Genomic DNA, 15,455 nt, shown 5'->3' with positions numbered 1-15,455 from the left:
CGGTTCCCGCGGCCGGCGCGCATCGCCCCTGTCACACCCGGCGGCTACGGTCGGGGTATGAACGGCAGCACAGCACACCCCGTGACGGAGAACGGCATCCCCGGCTACGCCGCCGACGACCTTCGACGCTGGGCGCCCGAGCCCGACAAACGGCCCGGCCGCACCGCCTTCCAGCGCGACCGGGCCCGCGTGCTGCACTCCGCGGCCCTGCGCCGCCTCGCCGGCAAGACCCAGGTGGTCGCCCCCGGCGTCAGCGCCCACGCCTGGGACGCGACCCCCCGCACCCGCCTCACCCACTCCCTGGAGTGCGCCCAGGTCGGCCGCGAGCTCGGCGCCGCCCTCGGCTGCGACCCCGACCTCGTCGAGGTCGCCTGCCTCGCCCACGACCTCGGCCACCCGCCCTTCGGCCACAACGGCGAACAGGCGCTCGACGAAGTCGCCGCCGGCTGCGGCGGCTTCGAGGGCAACGCCCAGTCCCTGCGCCTGCTCACCCGCCTCGAACCCAAGCGCTTCACCACCGCCGAGGACGGCACCCAGGTCAGCGTGGGCCTCAACCTCACCCGCGCGGCCCTCGACGCCGCCACCAAGTACCCCTGGACGCGCGGCGGCCACCCCCTGATGCCCGACTCCCGCAAATTCGGCGTCTACGCCGACGACGTCCCCGTCTTCGAGTGGCTGCGCCGGGGCGCGCCCGGCCACCGGCGCAGCTTCGAGGCCCAGGTCATGGACTGGTCCGACGACGTCGCCTACTCCGTCCACGACGTCGAGGACGGCCTGCACGCCCGCCACCTCGACCCCGCCGCCCTCCTCTCCGGTCCCGAGCGCGACGAGGTCTTCGCCGTCGCCGCTCACCGCTACGCCCCCGGCGCCGAGCCCGGCGAGCTCGCCGAGGCCCTCGACCGGCTCCTCGCCCAGGAATGGTGGCCGCACTCCTACGACGGCTCCGCCGCCTCCCAGGCCCGCCTGAAGGACGCCACCAGCCAGCTCATCGGCCGCTTCTGCCTCGCCGCCGAGACCGCCACCCGGGCTCGCTACGGCCCCGGCCGCCTCACCCGCTACGGCGCCGAACTCGTCGTACCCCCCGGCACCCAGCTGGAGTGCGCCGTCCTCAAGGCCGTCGCCGACCGCTACGTCATGCAGCGCGAGGACCAGGAGAAGCTGCGCGCCGAGCAGCGCATCGTCATCGCCGAGCTCGCCGAGGCCCTCGTCGCCCGCGCCCCCGACGGCCTCGACCCGCAGTTCCGCGCCCTCTACCTCGACGCCGGCGACGAGGCCGGGCGGCTGCGCGCCGTCGTCGACCAGATCGCCGCCCTCACCGACGCCTCCGCCCGCTCCCTGCACGCCCGCCTCACCGGGGCCGGTGCACCCCACCGGTGATCCCCGCACGGCCCCTTGCGGGCGGCGCCCGCCGCGGGGTACTCCCTCTACCGGCGGCACGCGGGGTGCGGGACCCTCTGCGATGGCGTACCGGACCGGCGGACGTACCGTGCGCAGCGCGGCGCGGCGGCAGCGAGGAGGCAGCAAGTGGTGGACGCGAACCAGACGTTCGTCATCGTCGGAGGAGGACTGGCCGGCGCCAAGGCCGCCGAGACCCTCCGCAGCGAGGGCTTCACCGGACGGGTGATCCTCATCTGCGACGAACGCGAACACCCCTACGAGCGCCCCCCGCTCTCCAAGGGCTACCTGACCGGCCGCGACGCCCGCGACAGCGTCTTCGTCCACAAGCCCGACTGGTACGCCAGGGCCGACGTCGAGCTCCACCTCGGCCAGCCCGCCGTCCACCTCGACCGCGCGGCCAGGAGCGTCCGTCTCGGCGACGGCACCCTCGTCCACTACGACAAGCTGCTGCTGGCCACCGGCGCCGAACCGCGCCGCCTCGACGTCCCCGGCACCGGCCTCGCCGGCGTCCACCACCTGCGCCGCCTCGCCCACGCCGAGCGGCTGCGCGGCGTGCTCTCCTCCCTCGGCCGCGACAACGGCCACCTCGTCATCGCCGGCGCCGGCTGGATCGGCCTGGAGGTCGCCGCCGCCGCCCGCGGCTACGGCGCCGAGGTCACCGTCGTCGAACCCGAGCCCACCCCCCTGCACGGCGTGCTCGGCCCCGAGCTCGGAGCGCTCTTCACCGACCTGCACACCGAACGCGGCGTCCGCTTCCACTTCGGCGCGCGCCTCACCGAGATCACCGGCCACGACGGCATGGTCCTGGCCGCCCGCACCGACGACGGCGAGGAACACCCCGCCCACGACGTCCTCGCCGCCGTCGGCGCCGCCCCGCGCACCGCACTCGCCGAAGCCGCCGGCCTCGCCCTCGTCGACCGCGCCGACGGCGGCGGGATCGCGGTGGACGCCTCCCTGCGCACCTCCGACCCCGACATCTACGCCGCCGGCGACGTCGCCGCCGCCGAGCACCCTTGGCTCGGCACCCGCCTGCGCGTCGAGCACTGGGCCAACGCCCTCAACGAGGGCCCCGCCGCCGCCCGCGCCATGCTCGGGCAGCACATCGCCTACGACCGCGTGCCGTACTTCTTCTCCGACCAGTACGACGTGGGCCTGGAGTACTCGGGCTGGGCGCCCCCCGGCTCCTACGACCAGGTCGTCTGCCGCGGCGACATCGGCAAGCGCGAATTCATCGCCTTCTGGCTCCGCGAGGGCCGCCTCCTCGCCGGCATGAACGTGGGCGTCTGGGACGTCACCGCGCCCATCCAGAGCCTCATCCGCTCCGGCGCCGCACTCGACCCCACGGCCCTGGCGGATCCGGCGACCCCCCTGGAATCCTTGCTCCCATGACCACCACCCTCCGCACCGCCGTCGTCCCCGTCACCGAGATCTTCGACCTCCGCCACGCCGTCCTGCGGCCCGGGCTGCCTCCCGAGGCGGCCGTCTTCGCCGAGGACGCCCTGCCGGACGTCTTCCACGTGGCGGCCTACGACGAGGGCGGTGCGGTGGTGGCGTGCGCCACGTTCTTCCCCGAACCGCTGGAGGGACACGACGCGCCCGCACACCGCATCCGCGGCATGGCCAGCGCGGCGACGGTGCGCGGCAGCGGCTACGGCGCGGCCGTCCTGGAGGCCGGCCTCGCCGAGGCCGCGGCGCGGGGCGCGCGGGTGGTGTGGTGCAACGGGCGCACGGTGGCGCGCGGCTTCTACGAGCGGCACGGCTTCGAAGTCATCGGCGACGAATTCATGGTCGAGGGCGTCGGTCCCCACTTCGTCTGCGCGAAGGAGCTGCCGGCGCCTGCGGCGGGCTGAGCCCCGATCGGCACCCCGCGGCGGACCGCCGGGCTCCCGGGCCACCGTAGAATTCACGCGTGGCAGGCAGGATCAACGATGACGACGTGAAGGCCGTCCGGGACGCCGTCCCGATCGACGCCGTCGTGTCCGAGTACCTCCAGCTGCGTCCCGCCGGCGGCGGCAACCTCAAGGGGCTGTGCCCCTTCCACGACGAGAAGTCGCCGTCGTTCCACGTCAGCCCCGCCAAGGGCCTGTACCACTGCTTCGGCTGCCAGCAGGGCGGCGACACCGTCGACTTCGTCATGAAGATCGACCACCTCTCGTTCGCGGAGACCATCGAGCGGCTCGCCGGCCAGGCCGGCATCACCCTGCGCTACGAGGAGGGCGGCTACACGCCCGGCCGCCAGCAGGGCGAGCGGATCCGGCTGATCGAGGCGCACAAGCACGCGGCGAAGTTCTACGCCGAGCAGCTGGGCAGTGGCGAGGCGGAGATCGGCCGCGCCTTCCTGGCCGGGCGCGGCTTCGACCAGGCGGCCGCCGAGCATTTCGGGGTGGGCTACAGCCCGGCCGGCTGGGACCACCTGACCCGCTTCCTGCGCGGCAAGGGCTTCTCCGACAAGGAGCTGCTGGTCGCGGGCCTGGCGCAGGAGAGCCGCAACGGCCGGCCGATCGACCGGTTCCGCGGCCGTCTGATGTGGCCGATCCGGGACATCACCGGCGAGGTCGTGGGCTTCGGTGCGCGCAAGCTGCGCGACGACGACAACGGCCCGAAGTACCTGAACACCCCCGAGACGCCGATCTACAAGAAGTCGCAGGTCCTCTACGGCATCGACCTCGCGAAGAAGGAGATCGCCAAGAGCAACCGGGCGGTGGTCGTCGAGGGCTACACCGACGTCATGGCCTGCCACGTCGCCGGCGTGACCACCGCCATCGCGACCTGCGGCACCGCCTTCGGCGGCGACCACATCAAGATCCTGCGCCGGCTGCTGATGGACAACGCCGCCTCCGAGGTGGTCTTCACCTTCGACGGCGACGCCGCCGGTCAGAAGGCGGCCCTGCGCGCCTTCGAGGACGACCAGAAGTTCGCGGCGGAGACCTCCATCGCCATCACCCCCGGCGGCATGGACCCCTGCGAGCTGCGCCTGGCCGAGGGGGACGCCGCGGTGGCGGCCCTGGTCGACGCCCGTACGCCGTTGTTCGCCTTCGCCATCCGCCAGGTCGTCGCCCGCCACAACCTGGACACCGCCGAGGGCCGGGCCGCGGCGCTGGAGGCCGCCGCCCCCATCGTGGCGAACATCAAGAACAGCGCCATCCAGCACGAGTACGCCGTGCAGCTCGCCGGCATGCTCGGCATCCTCGACACCCAGTTCGTCGTCCGCCGCGTCGGCCAGCTGGCCCGCTGGGCCCGCGAGCGCGGCCAGCGCCCGGACTCCCGGGGCGGCGCCCGGCAGGGCGCCGCGCAGGCCGCGGCGGCCCCGCAGCCGCCCGCCCCGCGCGGCCCCGCACTGAACCTGCGCAGCCCCGCCGCGCTCACCGAGCGCGAGCTGCTCAAGCTGGCCCTGCAGTACCCGGCGCTGGTCGCGCCCGCCTTCGACGCCTACGGCGAGGACGAGTTCACCGCGCCGCCGTACGCGGTCGTCCGGCGCTGCATCGAGCAGGCGGGCGGCGTGACCGACGCCGACGACGGCTACCTCGCGCGCGTGCGCGACGCCGCGCCCGACGACACCGTGCGCGCCCTGGTCACCGAGCTGGCCGTGGAGGCCGTGCGCACCAAGAACGTGGACGAGAACTACGCGGGCATGCAGCTGGTGCACGTCCGGCTGCGGGCCGTCGAGCGGCGGATCAAGGACGTCCAGGCCGGCCTCGTCCGGCTCGGCGACCGCCCCGACCCCGAGCACCTGGCCGCCGTGCAGAACGAGTTGTGGGTGCTGGAGCAGTACGGCCGCGCCCTGAAGGACCGCGGCGCCGAGGCCCTGTGAGCCCCGCCCCGGCCGCCGGGTCGTAGCAAAACGTCACGGTCCGCGCTCAGAAAGTGAGCGCACGCCCCTCGTGGCGGGCCCGCGTCGTGCCCCACACTGTTGGGCGGTGCCGTCACTCCCGGAGCGCGGCGGACCGGCCCGCCGGACGGGCTCCCCCGTGACGCCGCGCCCGCTCCCCGGCCCGGGCGGCCCCCGCCGCCGCGCCCCACCGCTTTGCCGCATGCTCTGCCTCAGTCGCGATCACCCTGGAGGTCGCCCCCGTGCAGACCCGGACCCCGACCCTGACCCCGGCCCCGGCGCACCCGCTGCCGGTGGTGCCCCAGCAGGCCGAGCCGCCCGCCGCCGAGACCCTCCCACCGCACCGGGAGGACCTCCCCGAGCCGGAACGGCCGTCGCCGGCCGACGGCGGCCCCGTGGAACCGGTGGCCCGGGCCGACACCGGCGGACCCTCCTCCGACCTCTTCCGCCAGTACTTGCGGGAGATCGGTCGCATCCCCCTGCTGTCGGCCGCCGAGGAGGTCGAGCTCGCCCGCCGCGTCGAGGCCGGCCTCTTCGCCGAGGAGAAGCTCGGCAACACCCCCGACCTGGACACCCGCCTCGCCCTGGACCTCGACCGGCTCGTCGTCCTCGGCCGCATGGCCAAGCGCCGCCTCATCGAGGCCAACCTGCGCCTGGTCGTCTCCGTCGCCAAGCGCTACATAGGGCGTGGGCTGACCATGCTCGACCTGGTCCAGGAGGGCAACCTCGGGCTCATCAGGGCGGTGGAGAAGTTCGACTACGCGCGCGGCTACAAGTTCTCGACGTACGCGACCTGGTGGATCCGCCAGGCCATGTCCCGCGCGCTGGCCGACCAGGCCCGCACCATCCGCGTCCCGGTGCACGTCGTCGAGCTCATCAACCGCGTGGTGCGCGTCCAGCGCCGGCTGCTGCAGGAACGCGGCTACGAGCCCACCGCCGAGGAGGTCGCCGCCCAGCTCGACCTGTCCGAGGAGCGCGTCACCGAGGTGCTGCGGCTCGCCCAGGAACCGGTCTCGCTGCACGCGCCGGTGGGGGAGGAGGACGACGTCGCGCTCGGCGACCTCATCGAGGACGGCGACGCCGCCTCGCCCGTGGAGTCCGCCGCCTTCCTGCTGCTGCGCGAGCACCTGGAGGCCGTGCTCTCCACGCTCGGCGAGCGCGAGCGCAAGGTCGTCCAGCTGCGCTACGGGCTGGCCGACGGCCGGCCGCGCACGCTGGAGGAGATCGGCCGGATCTTCGGCGTCACGCGCGAGCGGATCCGCCAGATCGAGTCGAAGACCCTCAACAAGCTGCGCGACCACGCCTTCGCCGACCAGCTGCGCGGCTACCTGGACTGAAGGCCGGGCCGCACGGGCCCCTCAAGGCCCCGTGACGCGCCCGGGAAGGCCCCTCACGCGGGCGGGAAGGCTCCCGGGTGGGTCTGCTCGCGCACGGTCGCGTACTGCTGCCGCACGGCCTGCCCCACGGCCGTGTCCTCGCCCGCGGGATCGAAGACCTCGCCGGCGGGCGCCGGCCACAGCGGGGGCTGCTGCGGGGAGAGCACGCCCTGCTGCACGCCCAGCGACCACGCCGCCTGCCGGGCGGCGCCCAGGGCCGCGTAGTCGGCCGGCTGCGGCACCACGACCTGCGCGCCGAACAGCGCCGGCGCCATGGCCTGCACGGCCGGCAGCTCCGCCGCCGCGCCCAGCAGGAAGACCCGGCGCACCTCCACGCCGCGGCCGCGCAGCACGTCGAGCGCGTCGGTCAGGCCGCACAGCATGCCCTCGAAGGCGGCCCGTGCCAGGTGTTCGGGCTTCATGCTCTCGCGCCGCAGGCCCGACAGGGTGCCGGCGGTGTGCGGCAGGTGCGGGGTGCGCTCGCCCTCCAGGTACGGCAGGAGGACGAGCCCGTAGGAGCCGGGGGAGGACTTCAGGGCCAGCTCCGACAGGCCGGGCAGGTCGGTGCCCAGCAGCTCCGCGGTGCCGCGCAGCACACGGACCGCGTTGAGCGTGTGCACGACGGGCAGGTGCATGCCGGTCGCGTCGGCGAACGAGGTGATCGTGCCGGAGGAGTCGGCGAGGGCGCTGTGGTGGACGGCGAAGACCGAGCCGGAGGCGCCGAGGGAGATCACGGCGTCCCCGGGGCCCACGCCCAGGCCGAAGGCGGCCGCCATCGTCTCGCCCGTACCGGCGGAGATCAGCAGGCCCTCGGGGGTGTGCCCGGCCGGCTCGGCGGGCGCCAGGACGTCCGGCAGCACCGCCTGGCGGCCCAGCGCGAGCTCCACCAGGTCCGGGCGCCAGCTCTCGGTGGCCGCCGACCAGAAGCCGGTGCCCGAGGCGTCGCCGCGGTCGGTCGTACGGCGCGCGGGGCGGCCCAGCAGCTGCCAGACCAGCCAGTCGTGGGGCTGCAGCACCGCCGCCACCCGGGCCGCGTGCTCGGGCTCGTTGCGGGCCATCCAGCGCAGCTTCGCCAGCGCCTGCGCGGCCTGCGGCACCGCGCCGACGGCCTCGGCCCACGCCGCCCGGCCGCCGAGCGCGTCGGTCAGATCGGCGGCCGAGGGCTGCATGCGTTTGTCGTTGCCGAGCAGGGCGGGGCGGATGAGGACTCCGCCCGCGTCCAGGGTGAGCAGCCCGTGCTGCTGGGCGGAGACGCCGATGGCCTGGACACCCTCCAGCAGCCCGCCGGTGGCGGCCTCGCCCAGGGAGATCAGCCAGGCCTGCGGGTCCCCTTCGGGGAGCGAGGAGGGGTGGGGTGCGTAGCCCTGTCGCAGCACGGCACCGGTGTCCGCGTCACAGACGACGATGCGTGTGCTGTCGGAGGAGCTGTCCAACCCAGCGACTATGCCCATGCCGAGATGATGCCAAACCTCTGCCCTTCACCGGGCATCCGGTCAGGTGTTGCTCGTACCCCAGTCGTCCTCGGAGCCCTGCCCGCGCTCCCGCAACGAGCGGACCCGGTCCGCCAGGCCGCCCGGAAGCTTGTCCCCGGCCCGGGAGACGGTCCGCGAGACCAGGGCCCGGCCGTTGACGGCGGCGGTCTCGGCGGTGTTGCGCACCGCCGGGTTCTGTGCGATCCGCAGGGCCCCCTTGCGCAGCTCTTCGTACCGCTCGCGGCCGGCTCGCGCGCCGAGCACGTAGCCGACAGCCGCGCCGGTGATGAACGTCAGCCGGTAGCGCATCGCGCCCATCCTTCCCTTGGATCCGCTGTGCTCGCCGCCTACCCGGCGGGGCCGAAGGTCACTCCCGGCCCGCCCCGGGCCCCGGCCCGGAGGTACCGATTGGCGGAGCACCCCCCAGCTTGCGCTAATGTATGTGTCGCAGCGAGCGCACGCCGCCCGGGAGACCGGTCGGAGGTGCATTCGAGGCAGACGCGCCGATCCCCTGTAGCTCAATTGGCAGAGCAGCCGGCTGTTAACCGGCAGGTTACTGGTTCGAGTCCAGTCGGGGGAGCGCGGTCCCTTGTAGCTCAATTGGCAGAGCAGCCGACTGTTAATCGGCAGGTTACTGGTTCGAGTCCAGTCGGGGGAGCGGTGAGAGGACCCCTCCGGGGGTCCTTTTTTCATCCCGGAACCCGGTCACGGGAACCGGACGGCTCGTGATCGAAGTCCTCATGGTCGGACCGATCACACGATACGGCCCCGCCGGGGCAGCAGATCGTATGAACGGCTATGCTGCGGCAGACGGCGCGCACAGATGTGCGCGACGCGCCGTGAACGGGGCGGTAGCTCAGCCGGTTAGAGCAGCGGACTCATAATCCGTCGGCCGTGGGTTCGAGTCCCACCCGCCCCACCACGGACTGCAGGCGCAGAAACGATGCGACCTGTGACGATTAGAACTGTGAGTGCCCCGTACGGCTCCGCCGGGCGGGGCACAGTGCTGTCCGGGGCGCCTGCCCGGCCGCCCCTGCGGGAAGCCGTTGCGGCATGGGTGAGCTGCTGCTCGTCCGGCACGGCGAGACCGAGTGGAGCCGTGACGGACGTCATACGAGCTGGTCCGACCTGCCGCTGACCGAGGCCGGGGAACGGCAGGCGGTCGCGTTGCGGCCGCTGCTCGGCGGGCGGAGGATCGCTCTGGTGCTCGTGAGCCCCCTGCTCCGGGCGCGGCACACCGCCGAGCTGGCCGGGCTCGGCGACGCCGAGGTCGAGCCGCTCCTGCGGGAGTGGGACTACGGGGCGTACGAGGGCGTCACGACCGCGGAGATCACCCGGGAGCGCCCCGGCTGGTCCCTCTTCGACGACGGCGTCCCGCCCGGGCCGCCCGGTCACCCCGGGGAGTCCCCGGACCAGGCCGGTGCGCGGGCCGACGAGGTGCTGGCGCGGATCGGGCCGGTGCTCGCCGGTGCCGGGAGCGGCGGGGGCGAGGCGGGTGACGCAGGTGACGCGGGTGATGTGGTGCTCGTCGGGCATGCGCACTTCCTGCGCGTCCTGACGGCCCGTAGGCTCGGGCTGCCACCGGCGGCCGGTGCGCTGTTCCGCCTGGACACCGGCACCGTCAGCACACTCGGTGCCGAGCACGGGCGCCCGGTGCTGACCGCCTGGAACGGGCGTGTCGGAGCCGGGGCCGGCCCGGCCGGGGCATGATGATCGCAATGTCATGGCGGCGCAGGCCCGGGAACGGGCCCGCCGCCTCGTCGCTCGTCCCCGGGAGGGAAACACCGTGGCCACCACTCGCACCGCGACCACCGTCTGGGAAGGCGAACTGCTCAAGGGCAGCGGCACCGTCACCTTCGAGTCCTCCGGCATCGGTTCCCAGCCCGTCTCCTGGCCCTCCCGCGCCGAGCAGGCGAACGGCAAGACCAGCCCGGAGGAGCTCATCGCGGCCGCCCACTCCAGCTGCTTCTCGATGGCCCTCTCGCACGGCCTGACCGGCGCCGGTACGCCGCCCACCCGCCTGGACACCAAGGCCGAGGTGACCTTCCAGCCCGGCGAGGGCATCACCGGCATCCACCTGACCGTGCGCGGCGAGGTGCCCGGCCTGGACGAGGAGGGCTTCGCGGCGGCCGCCGAGGACGCCAAGAAGAACTGCCCGGTCAGCCAGGCGCTGACCGGTACGACGATCACGCTGGCCGCTGAGCTCGCCTGAGCGGTTCCGCGGCTTCTTCCGCGGCTACTGCTGCAGGGTCGCGGAGACGATCAGGCGCCGGTGCCCGTGCTCCTCGCCGCCGTCCCCGCCGCAGGTGACCAGCCGCAGCGCCTTCTCCTCCGCCGGCCCGTGGGATCCGGTGGAGGGGAGGGCGTTCCCCGCACGTTCCTCGGTGCCGGTCACGGTGAAGTGCAGCACCTTGCCGTCGCCGCGCACGACGTCGATCATGTCGTTCCTGGCGAGGCGGTGCAGGTCGTGGAAGACGGGCTTGCCGCCGTCGTGCGAGGAGTCGCGCGGGGAGTCGTGGCCGACGATCACGGCCGTGCCGGGCGTCCCGGGGCGCGCGCTGTTCATGACCCAGCCGGCCGTCCCGCTCTTCTCCCGCGGCGGGACGCGCACGCCGTCGCCCGGATCACGGCCGAGCCGGATCAGAGGGCTGTCCACGCCCAGGGACGGTATGACGACCCGCGACGGCTCGTCCGCCCGCGCGGGCCCGCCGATGGCCTTGCCGGTACCCCCGCCGGGCGCGCACGCCGCGATCGCCGGCAGCAGGACCAGCGGCAGCAGGAGCAGCCCGGCAAGGGGCGCCAGCGAGGCTCGGGGGCGTCGGGACACGGACATGGCCCCCACCGTAGGCAGGGCCGGCCCCGCGCCGCCTCGGCCGAAAGGACGGGAGTCCTCCTCGGGCGTCCTGCTACGGGATCAGTCGCTGGAACAGTCCCCACGTGAACTCCGCCACGTACGGACGGCGCTCCCCGCCCGCGTCCGGGGCCGTGAAGGCCAGCTGCCAGCGCGTCGGTGCCGTGCCCTCCATGGGCCGGGCCGGCGGGAAGGCCCGGGCCACCTCGTCGACCGTGTACGCCCAGGGCCGCAGCTCCTCGATCGTGCGCGGCAGCGCCGGCCCGGCGCCGGGGGCGCGCACCAGCCACTCGTTCCAGACCGCGCCGCCGGGCGCGGCGAGGACCTCGAAGCGCAGGTCCGGCCAGAGCGGCACGCGCCAGGTCGACGCCTCGAACGCGAGCTCGCCGACCCTGCGCTCGCCGACCGTCTCGGGCGGCCCGAGGACCGAGCGGTAGCGCGGGCCGGTGCCCCGGCCGCGCGGCGAGCGCACCATGGCCTGCCAGCGCTTGTTGGCCTCGCGTATCCGGCCGCGGTCGACCCCCAGGGTGCGCAGCGCCTCCTCCACCAGGCCGGGCTGGTGGTCGGCCATGCGCCGCAGCAGGACGAGCTGGAAGTCCAGGGGACCGAAGGAGCCGGGAGGGGCATCGGAAGCCGGTGTCATGGCGGCCATCGTGTCGCATCCTGGTCCCGTGGCGACAACCGCCCCGGTCGTCCGGGCGAGTTGCGGCAGGCGGCCCCGAAGTGCCCGGTGAAGTCGCGCTTTCGCGCAAGCTTCACCTCCCGGCAGCCGCGAGCTGTCCGGGAGGCCGCCCATGCCCAGGTCGGGGCCGGTACGGTCGGGCCATGACGGAAATCGACCCCCGGCACAGCGCACTCGTCCTCGTCGATCTCATGGAACGCATGCTGGCGTTGCCGCTCGCGCCGTACCCGGGGGACGAAGTGGCCGAGCGGGCGGCGGAGTTGGCCATGTCCTTCCGCAAGGCGGGGGCGCCGGTGGTGCTGGTGCGGGCCGAACGGCCGGGCGTGGCCGAGCAGCCGCCCGGCAGCGGGCTGCCGCCGGGGCTGGCCGAGCCGGGGGACGTCGAGATCGTCAAGCGCGCCGTCGGCGCCTTCCACGGCACCGGCCTGGACGCGCGGCTGCGCGAGCGGGACGTGCGCACGCTGGTGCTCGCCGGGGTCGCCACGAACCTGGGCGTGGAGTCGACGGCCAGGGCGGCCGCCGACCACGGCTATGCGCTGGTCTTCGTCGAGGACGCGATGAGCGCGCTGACGGCCGAGGAGCACCGTGCCTCGGTCACGCTGGACATGCCGCGGCTGGGCACCGTGCGCCGGGCGGCGGAGCTGCGGATGCCGGGCCGGGTCGGCTGACCGGCGGCGTGCCGGGTCCGGTCGTCAGGCTTCCTCGCCCAGCATCCGGCGCAGCAGGTCGCGCAGGGACGTGCGCTCGGCCGTGGAGAGGGCCGCCAGCGGCTCGCGGGCGAAGTTCAGCGACTCCCGCAGCCGGACGGCCGTGCGGTGCCCCTCCTCGGTGGCGGCGGCGAGCTTGACGCGGCGGTCGTCCGGGTCCGGCCGGCGCTCGACCAAGCCGCGCGACTCCAGGCGGTCGACGATGCCGGTGATGTTCGACGGCTCGCAGCGCAGCTGCTGGGCGACCTTGCGCATGGGCAGCGATTCGCGCGCGAGCAGCGTCAGGACGCGCGCCTGGGCGCCGGTCAGCGCGTGCCGGGAGGCGGCCTCCTCGTACTCCTCGTGGTACCGCGCCACCACGGTGGCGATCAGGTCGACCACCTCGACGGTCAGGGCGTCCGCGGGTGGCAGCGGCGGAGTGGGGGAGGCGTGGGGGGCGGTGGGCGACGACGTCATGGACACCAGGTTACCCGGTTGCTTGACAACATGAAATATCGAGGCACATGCTTGTTTCAGTTGCTGAAGCAATTCGAAGAAGGTTGGCTCCCATGACCAGCACGTCCACCACGCCCGTCACTCCCGTCGCGCCTGCCACCAGCCGGGAATGGCACCTCGTCCGCCGTCCCAAGGGCTGGCCCGTGCCCGAGGACTTCGCCCTGCGCGAGGTGCCCGTGCCGGAGCTCGGCGAGGGCCAGGTCCTCGTCCGCAACCTGTTCATGACCGTCGACCCGTACATGCGCGGCCGCATGGACGAGCGCGAGTCGTACATCCCGCCCTTCCAGCTCGACCAGCCCATGGACGGCGGCGCGGTCGGCGAGGTCGTCGCCTCCCGGGCCGAGGGCGTCGAGGTGGGCGACCACCTCCTGCACGGGCTCGGCTGGCGCGAGTACGCGGTCGTCGACGCCGCCCGCGCCGCCAAGGTCGACCCCGAGGCCGCGCCCCTGTCCGCCTACCTCGGCGTCCTCGGCATGCCCGGCATGACGGCGTACGCCGGCCTGCTCGACGTCGCCTCCTTCAAGGAAGGCGACAGCGTCTTCGTCTCCGGCGCCGCGGGCGCGGTCGGCAGCATCGTCGGCCAGATCGCCAAGCTCAAGGGCGCCTCGCGCGTCATCGGCAGCGCCGGCTCGGACGAGAAGGTGCGCGTCCTGCTGGAGGACTACGGCTTCGACGCCGCCTTCAACTACAAGAACGGCCCCGTCGGCGAGCAGCTGAAGAAGGCCGCACCCGAGGGCATCGACGTCTACTTCGACAACGTCGGCGGCGACCACTTCGAGGCCGCGCTCGACGCCCTGAAGCTGCACGGCCGCGTCACCATCTGCGGCATGATCTCCCAGTACAACGCCACCGAGCGGCCGGCCGGCCCGGGCAACCTCGTCCAGGTCCTGGCCAAGCGGCTGCGCGTGCAGGGCATGATCGTCTCCGACCACGAGGCGCTGCGGCCGCAGTTCGTCAAGGAGGTCGGCGGCTGGATCCGCTCCGGCGAGCTCGTCGTCCGCGAGACGGTGTACGAGGGCGTCGACCGCGCCGTCGACGCCTTCCTGGGCATGCTGCGCGGGGAGAACACCGGCAAGATGATCGTCAAGCTGACCGACTGAGCGGGCCCGATCGAAGGGGGCCGGTACTCTTGCCCGCCATGCGAGATCTTGTGGCGGGCATGAAGTACCTGGTCGAAGGCCAGCGGTGGGTGGCGCGACACCGCCGGCAGTGGGGGTTCGGGCTGCTGCCCGGACTCATCACGGCCGCCGGGTACACGGTGGCGATCGTCGTCCTCGCCCTGCGGGTCGAGGACGTCGCCGTGTGGGCCACACCCTTCGCGGACGGCTGGGGCTCGCCCTGGGCGGGCCTGTTCCGCGGGGCACTGATGGCGCTGTTCTTCGGCGGCGGCCTGCTGCTGGCCCTGCTGTCGTTCACGGCGGTGACGCTGCTGGTCGGACAGCCCTTCTACGAGGCGCTGTCCGAGCGCGTCGACCGGGAGCAGGCGCGCGAGGGCGAGCCCGTCCCCGCATCCGGCCTGCCGCTGTGGCGGGATCTGTGGATCTCCGCCTGGGAGAGCCTCGCGGTACTGGTGCGGGCGATGCTGTGGGGGCTGCTGTTCTTCGCCCTGGGATTCCTGCCGGTGGTCGGCCAGACGGTGGTGCCGGCGATCGGCTTCTGCGTGTCCGGCTTCTTCCTGGCGGAGGAACTCACGGCGGTGGCACTGCAGCGACGGGGAGTACGGCTGCGGGAACGGCTGCACCTGCTGCGCTCCCGGAAACTGCTGGCGGTGGGCTTCGGGCTGCCGCTGGTGCTGCTGTTCCTGGTGCCGTTCGTGGCGGTGGTGGTGATGCCGGGCGCCGTGGCGGGGGCGACCCTGCTGGTGCGGGATGCGGTGGGGGAGCGGGAAGCGGCGGAGGATGCGGCGGGGGAGCGGGAAGCGGCGCAGTAGCGCTGCGGGCGGCCCTCGTAGCCGGTCAAGGCTCCGAGCCCGGCCTCTGCACGGGCAGCGCTCCCGAGGTTCGATCAGCCGGACGCAATTCTTTCGCATTAAGCTGGACGCATGAGTGCCCGAGCGACCACACGTCCCGGCGGGCGCAGCGCCCGCGTCCAGCAGTCCGTGCATCAGGCCGTCCGTGACCTGGAGGCGGAGGTGGGGCGGGACGCCCTGACCGTGCCGCTGATCGCCGCACGCGCGGGGGTGACGCCGTCCACCGTCTACCGGCGCTGGGGGGACCTGCGGGAACTGCTGTCCGATGTCGCCGTCGAGCGGCTGCGTCCCGACGGTCCGCCGGCCGACCACGGCAGCCTGCGGGCGGACCTGGAGGCGTGGGCGGTGCAGTTCGCGGAGGAGATGGCCTCGACGGCGGGGCGCACGTACATCCGCGACGCCTTGCTGGGCGACCCCGAGCAGGGCAATGCGGTTCGCTGCTCCGATTACGCCGCCGAGCAGTTGAAGGCCATCGGGGTGCGCGCGGCCGGGCGGGGGGAGGCCGTGCCCGACGTGGAAACCCTGATGGACGTCCTCGTCGCCCCCCTCATGTACCGCATTCTGTTCCGCCCCTCGGATCTGTCGGAGGGCTACACCGACCGGCTCGTGGCGTCGGCGCTCGGGCGGGGCGCTGTGCCCTCCGGCAGCTAAAAGCTAAAGGTTTGCGTTTTGGGGT

16 protein-coding genes and 3 tRNA genes are annotated in these 15,455 nt (G+C 73.9%); 14 read left to right on the top strand and 5 right to left on the bottom strand.

Annotation, left to right across the window (positions count from 1 at the left end; translation table 11 throughout):
* Window positions 1-57: 57 nt before the first annotated feature.
* The 5 genes from AC27L3_RS10465 to AC27L3_RS10445 all read left to right on the top strand — a co-directional run bounded on the left by AC27L3_RS10465 (window position 58) and on the right by AC27L3_RS10445 (window position 6,564).
* Window positions 58-1,377, top strand: a complete 1,320-nt coding sequence (locus tag AC27L3_RS10465; RefSeq protein ID WP_487233720.1) for a deoxyguanosinetriphosphate triphosphohydrolase — start codon at window positions 58-60, stop codon at window positions 1,375-1,377.
* 147 nt (window positions 1,378-1,524) lie between these two features.
* Entirely contained in the window at window positions 1,525-2,787 is a 1,263-nt protein-coding gene (locus AC27L3_RS10460) for an NAD(P)/FAD-dependent oxidoreductase (RefSeq protein WP_487233719.1), read from the top strand.
* The gene (locus tag AC27L3_RS10455) at window positions 2,784-3,248 is read left to right on the top strand and encodes a GNAT family N-acetyltransferase (RefSeq protein WP_487233718.1); all 465 of its coding nucleotides are present in this window, start codon (window positions 2,784-2,786) and stop codon (window positions 3,246-3,248) included. The genes AC27L3_RS10460 and AC27L3_RS10455 overlap by 4 nt, the downstream gene beginning before the upstream one ends.
* A 59-nt stretch (window positions 3,249-3,307) precedes the next feature.
* Window positions 3,308-5,209: a DNA primase gene (dnaG, locus tag AC27L3_RS10450; RefSeq protein ID WP_487233717.1), complete on the top strand. Its 1,902-nt coding sequence runs from the start codon at window positions 3,308-3,310 to the stop codon at window positions 5,207-5,209.
* Between the two features lie 239 nt (window positions 5,210-5,448).
* Complete coding sequence (locus AC27L3_RS10445) at window positions 5,449-6,564, top strand: RNA polymerase sigma factor (RefSeq protein ID WP_487233878.1); 1,116 nt, start codon at window positions 5,449-5,451, stop codon at window positions 6,562-6,564.
* 53 nt (window positions 6,565-6,617) lie between these two features.
* On the opposite strand, the gene AC27L3_RS10440 is transcribed toward AC27L3_RS10445, so the two are convergent.
* Together AC27L3_RS10440 and AC27L3_RS10435 are read right to left on the bottom strand one after the other, a co-directional pair.
* The gene (locus tag AC27L3_RS10440) at window positions 6,618-8,054 is read right to left on the bottom strand and encodes an FGGY family carbohydrate kinase (RefSeq protein ID WP_487233716.1); all 1,437 of its coding nucleotides are present in this window, start codon (window positions 8,052-8,054) and stop codon (window positions 6,618-6,620) included.
* Window positions 8,055-8,096: 42 nt separating this feature from the next.
* Window positions 8,097-8,384 carry a YtxH domain-containing protein gene (locus AC27L3_RS10435; RefSeq protein WP_487233715.1) on the bottom strand — a complete coding sequence of 96 codons (288 nt, stop codon included), beginning with the start codon at window positions 8,382-8,384 and terminating at the stop codon, window positions 8,097-8,099.
* A 198-nt stretch (window positions 8,385-8,582) separates the two neighbouring features.
* Between AC27L3_RS10435 and AC27L3_RS10430 the strand changes: the two genes are divergently transcribed.
* The 5 genes from AC27L3_RS10430 (at window position 8,583) to AC27L3_RS10410 (ending at window position 10,287) form a co-directional block, all read left to right on the top strand.
* Window positions 8,583-8,655 (top strand) — tRNA-Asn (locus AC27L3_RS10430).
* 5 nt (window positions 8,656-8,660) lie between these two features.
* Window positions 8,661-8,733 (top strand) — tRNA-Asn (locus tag AC27L3_RS10425).
* 187 nt (window positions 8,734-8,920) lie between these two features.
* Window positions 8,921-8,997 (top strand) — tRNA-Ile (locus AC27L3_RS10420).
* 131 nt (window positions 8,998-9,128) lie between these two features.
* The gene (locus AC27L3_RS10415) at window positions 9,129-9,785 is read left to right on the top strand and encodes a histidine phosphatase family protein (RefSeq protein WP_487233714.1); all 657 of its coding nucleotides are present in this window, start codon (window positions 9,129-9,131) and stop codon (window positions 9,783-9,785) included.
* A 76-nt stretch (window positions 9,786-9,861) separates the two neighbouring features.
* Window positions 9,862-10,287 carry an OsmC family protein gene (locus AC27L3_RS10410; protein ID WP_487233713.1) on the top strand — a complete coding sequence of 142 codons (426 nt, stop codon included), beginning with the start codon at window positions 9,862-9,864 and terminating at the stop codon, window positions 10,285-10,287.
* Between the two features lie 24 nt (window positions 10,288-10,311).
* On the opposite strand, the gene AC27L3_RS10405 is transcribed toward AC27L3_RS10410, so the two are convergent.
* Together AC27L3_RS10405 and AC27L3_RS10400 are read right to left on the bottom strand one after the other, a co-directional pair.
* Complete coding sequence (locus tag AC27L3_RS10405) at window positions 10,312-10,908, bottom strand: sortase domain-containing protein (protein WP_487233712.1); 597 nt, start codon at window positions 10,906-10,908, stop codon at window positions 10,312-10,314.
* A 73-nt stretch (window positions 10,909-10,981) separates the two neighbouring features.
* A complete protein-coding gene (locus AC27L3_RS10400; RefSeq protein WP_487233711.1) occupies window positions 10,982-11,569 on the bottom strand; it encodes a hypothetical protein in 588 nt (195 codons plus the stop codon).
* A gap of 182 nt (window positions 11,570-11,751) precedes the next feature.
* On the opposite strand from AC27L3_RS10400, the gene AC27L3_RS10395 reads away from it, so the two are divergent.
* On the top strand, window positions 11,752-12,276 hold the full coding sequence (locus tag AC27L3_RS10395) for an isochorismatase family protein (RefSeq protein ID WP_487233710.1): 525 nt from the start codon (window positions 11,752-11,754) through the stop codon (window positions 12,274-12,276).
* A gap of 24 nt (window positions 12,277-12,300) precedes the next feature.
* Here AC27L3_RS10395 and AC27L3_RS10390 read toward each other — a convergent pair whose 3' ends face one another.
* Window positions 12,301-12,771 carry a MarR family winged helix-turn-helix transcriptional regulator gene (locus AC27L3_RS10390; RefSeq protein ID WP_487233709.1) on the bottom strand — a complete coding sequence of 157 codons (471 nt, stop codon included), beginning with the start codon at window positions 12,769-12,771 and terminating at the stop codon, window positions 12,301-12,303.
* 92 nt (window positions 12,772-12,863) lie between these two features.
* Between AC27L3_RS10390 and AC27L3_RS10385 the strand changes: the two genes are divergently transcribed.
* The 3 genes from AC27L3_RS10385 (at window position 12,864) to AC27L3_RS10375 (ending at window position 15,430) form a co-directional block, all read left to right on the top strand.
* The gene (locus tag AC27L3_RS10385; RefSeq protein WP_487233708.1) at window positions 12,864-13,910 is read left to right on the top strand and encodes an NADP-dependent oxidoreductase; all 1,047 of its coding nucleotides are present in this window, start codon (window positions 12,864-12,866) and stop codon (window positions 13,908-13,910) included.
* A gap of 38 nt (window positions 13,911-13,948) precedes the next feature.
* Window positions 13,949-14,740 (top strand): EI24 domain-containing protein, encoded by a 792-nt coding sequence (locus AC27L3_RS10380; protein WP_487233707.1) that lies wholly within the window; start codon window positions 13,949-13,951, stop codon window positions 14,738-14,740.
* Window positions 14,741-14,851: 111 nt separating this feature from the next.
* Window positions 14,852-15,430 (top strand): TetR/AcrR family transcriptional regulator, encoded by a 579-nt coding sequence (locus AC27L3_RS10375; protein ID WP_487233706.1) that lies wholly within the window; start codon window positions 14,852-14,854, stop codon window positions 15,428-15,430.
* The last annotated feature ends 25 nt before the right edge of the window (window positions 15,431-15,455 follow it).

The sequence above is a fragment of the Streptomyces sp. PKA51 genome (genome assembly GCF_057552455.1).
This window is presented reverse-complemented; position numbering and strand designations above follow the sequence as displayed.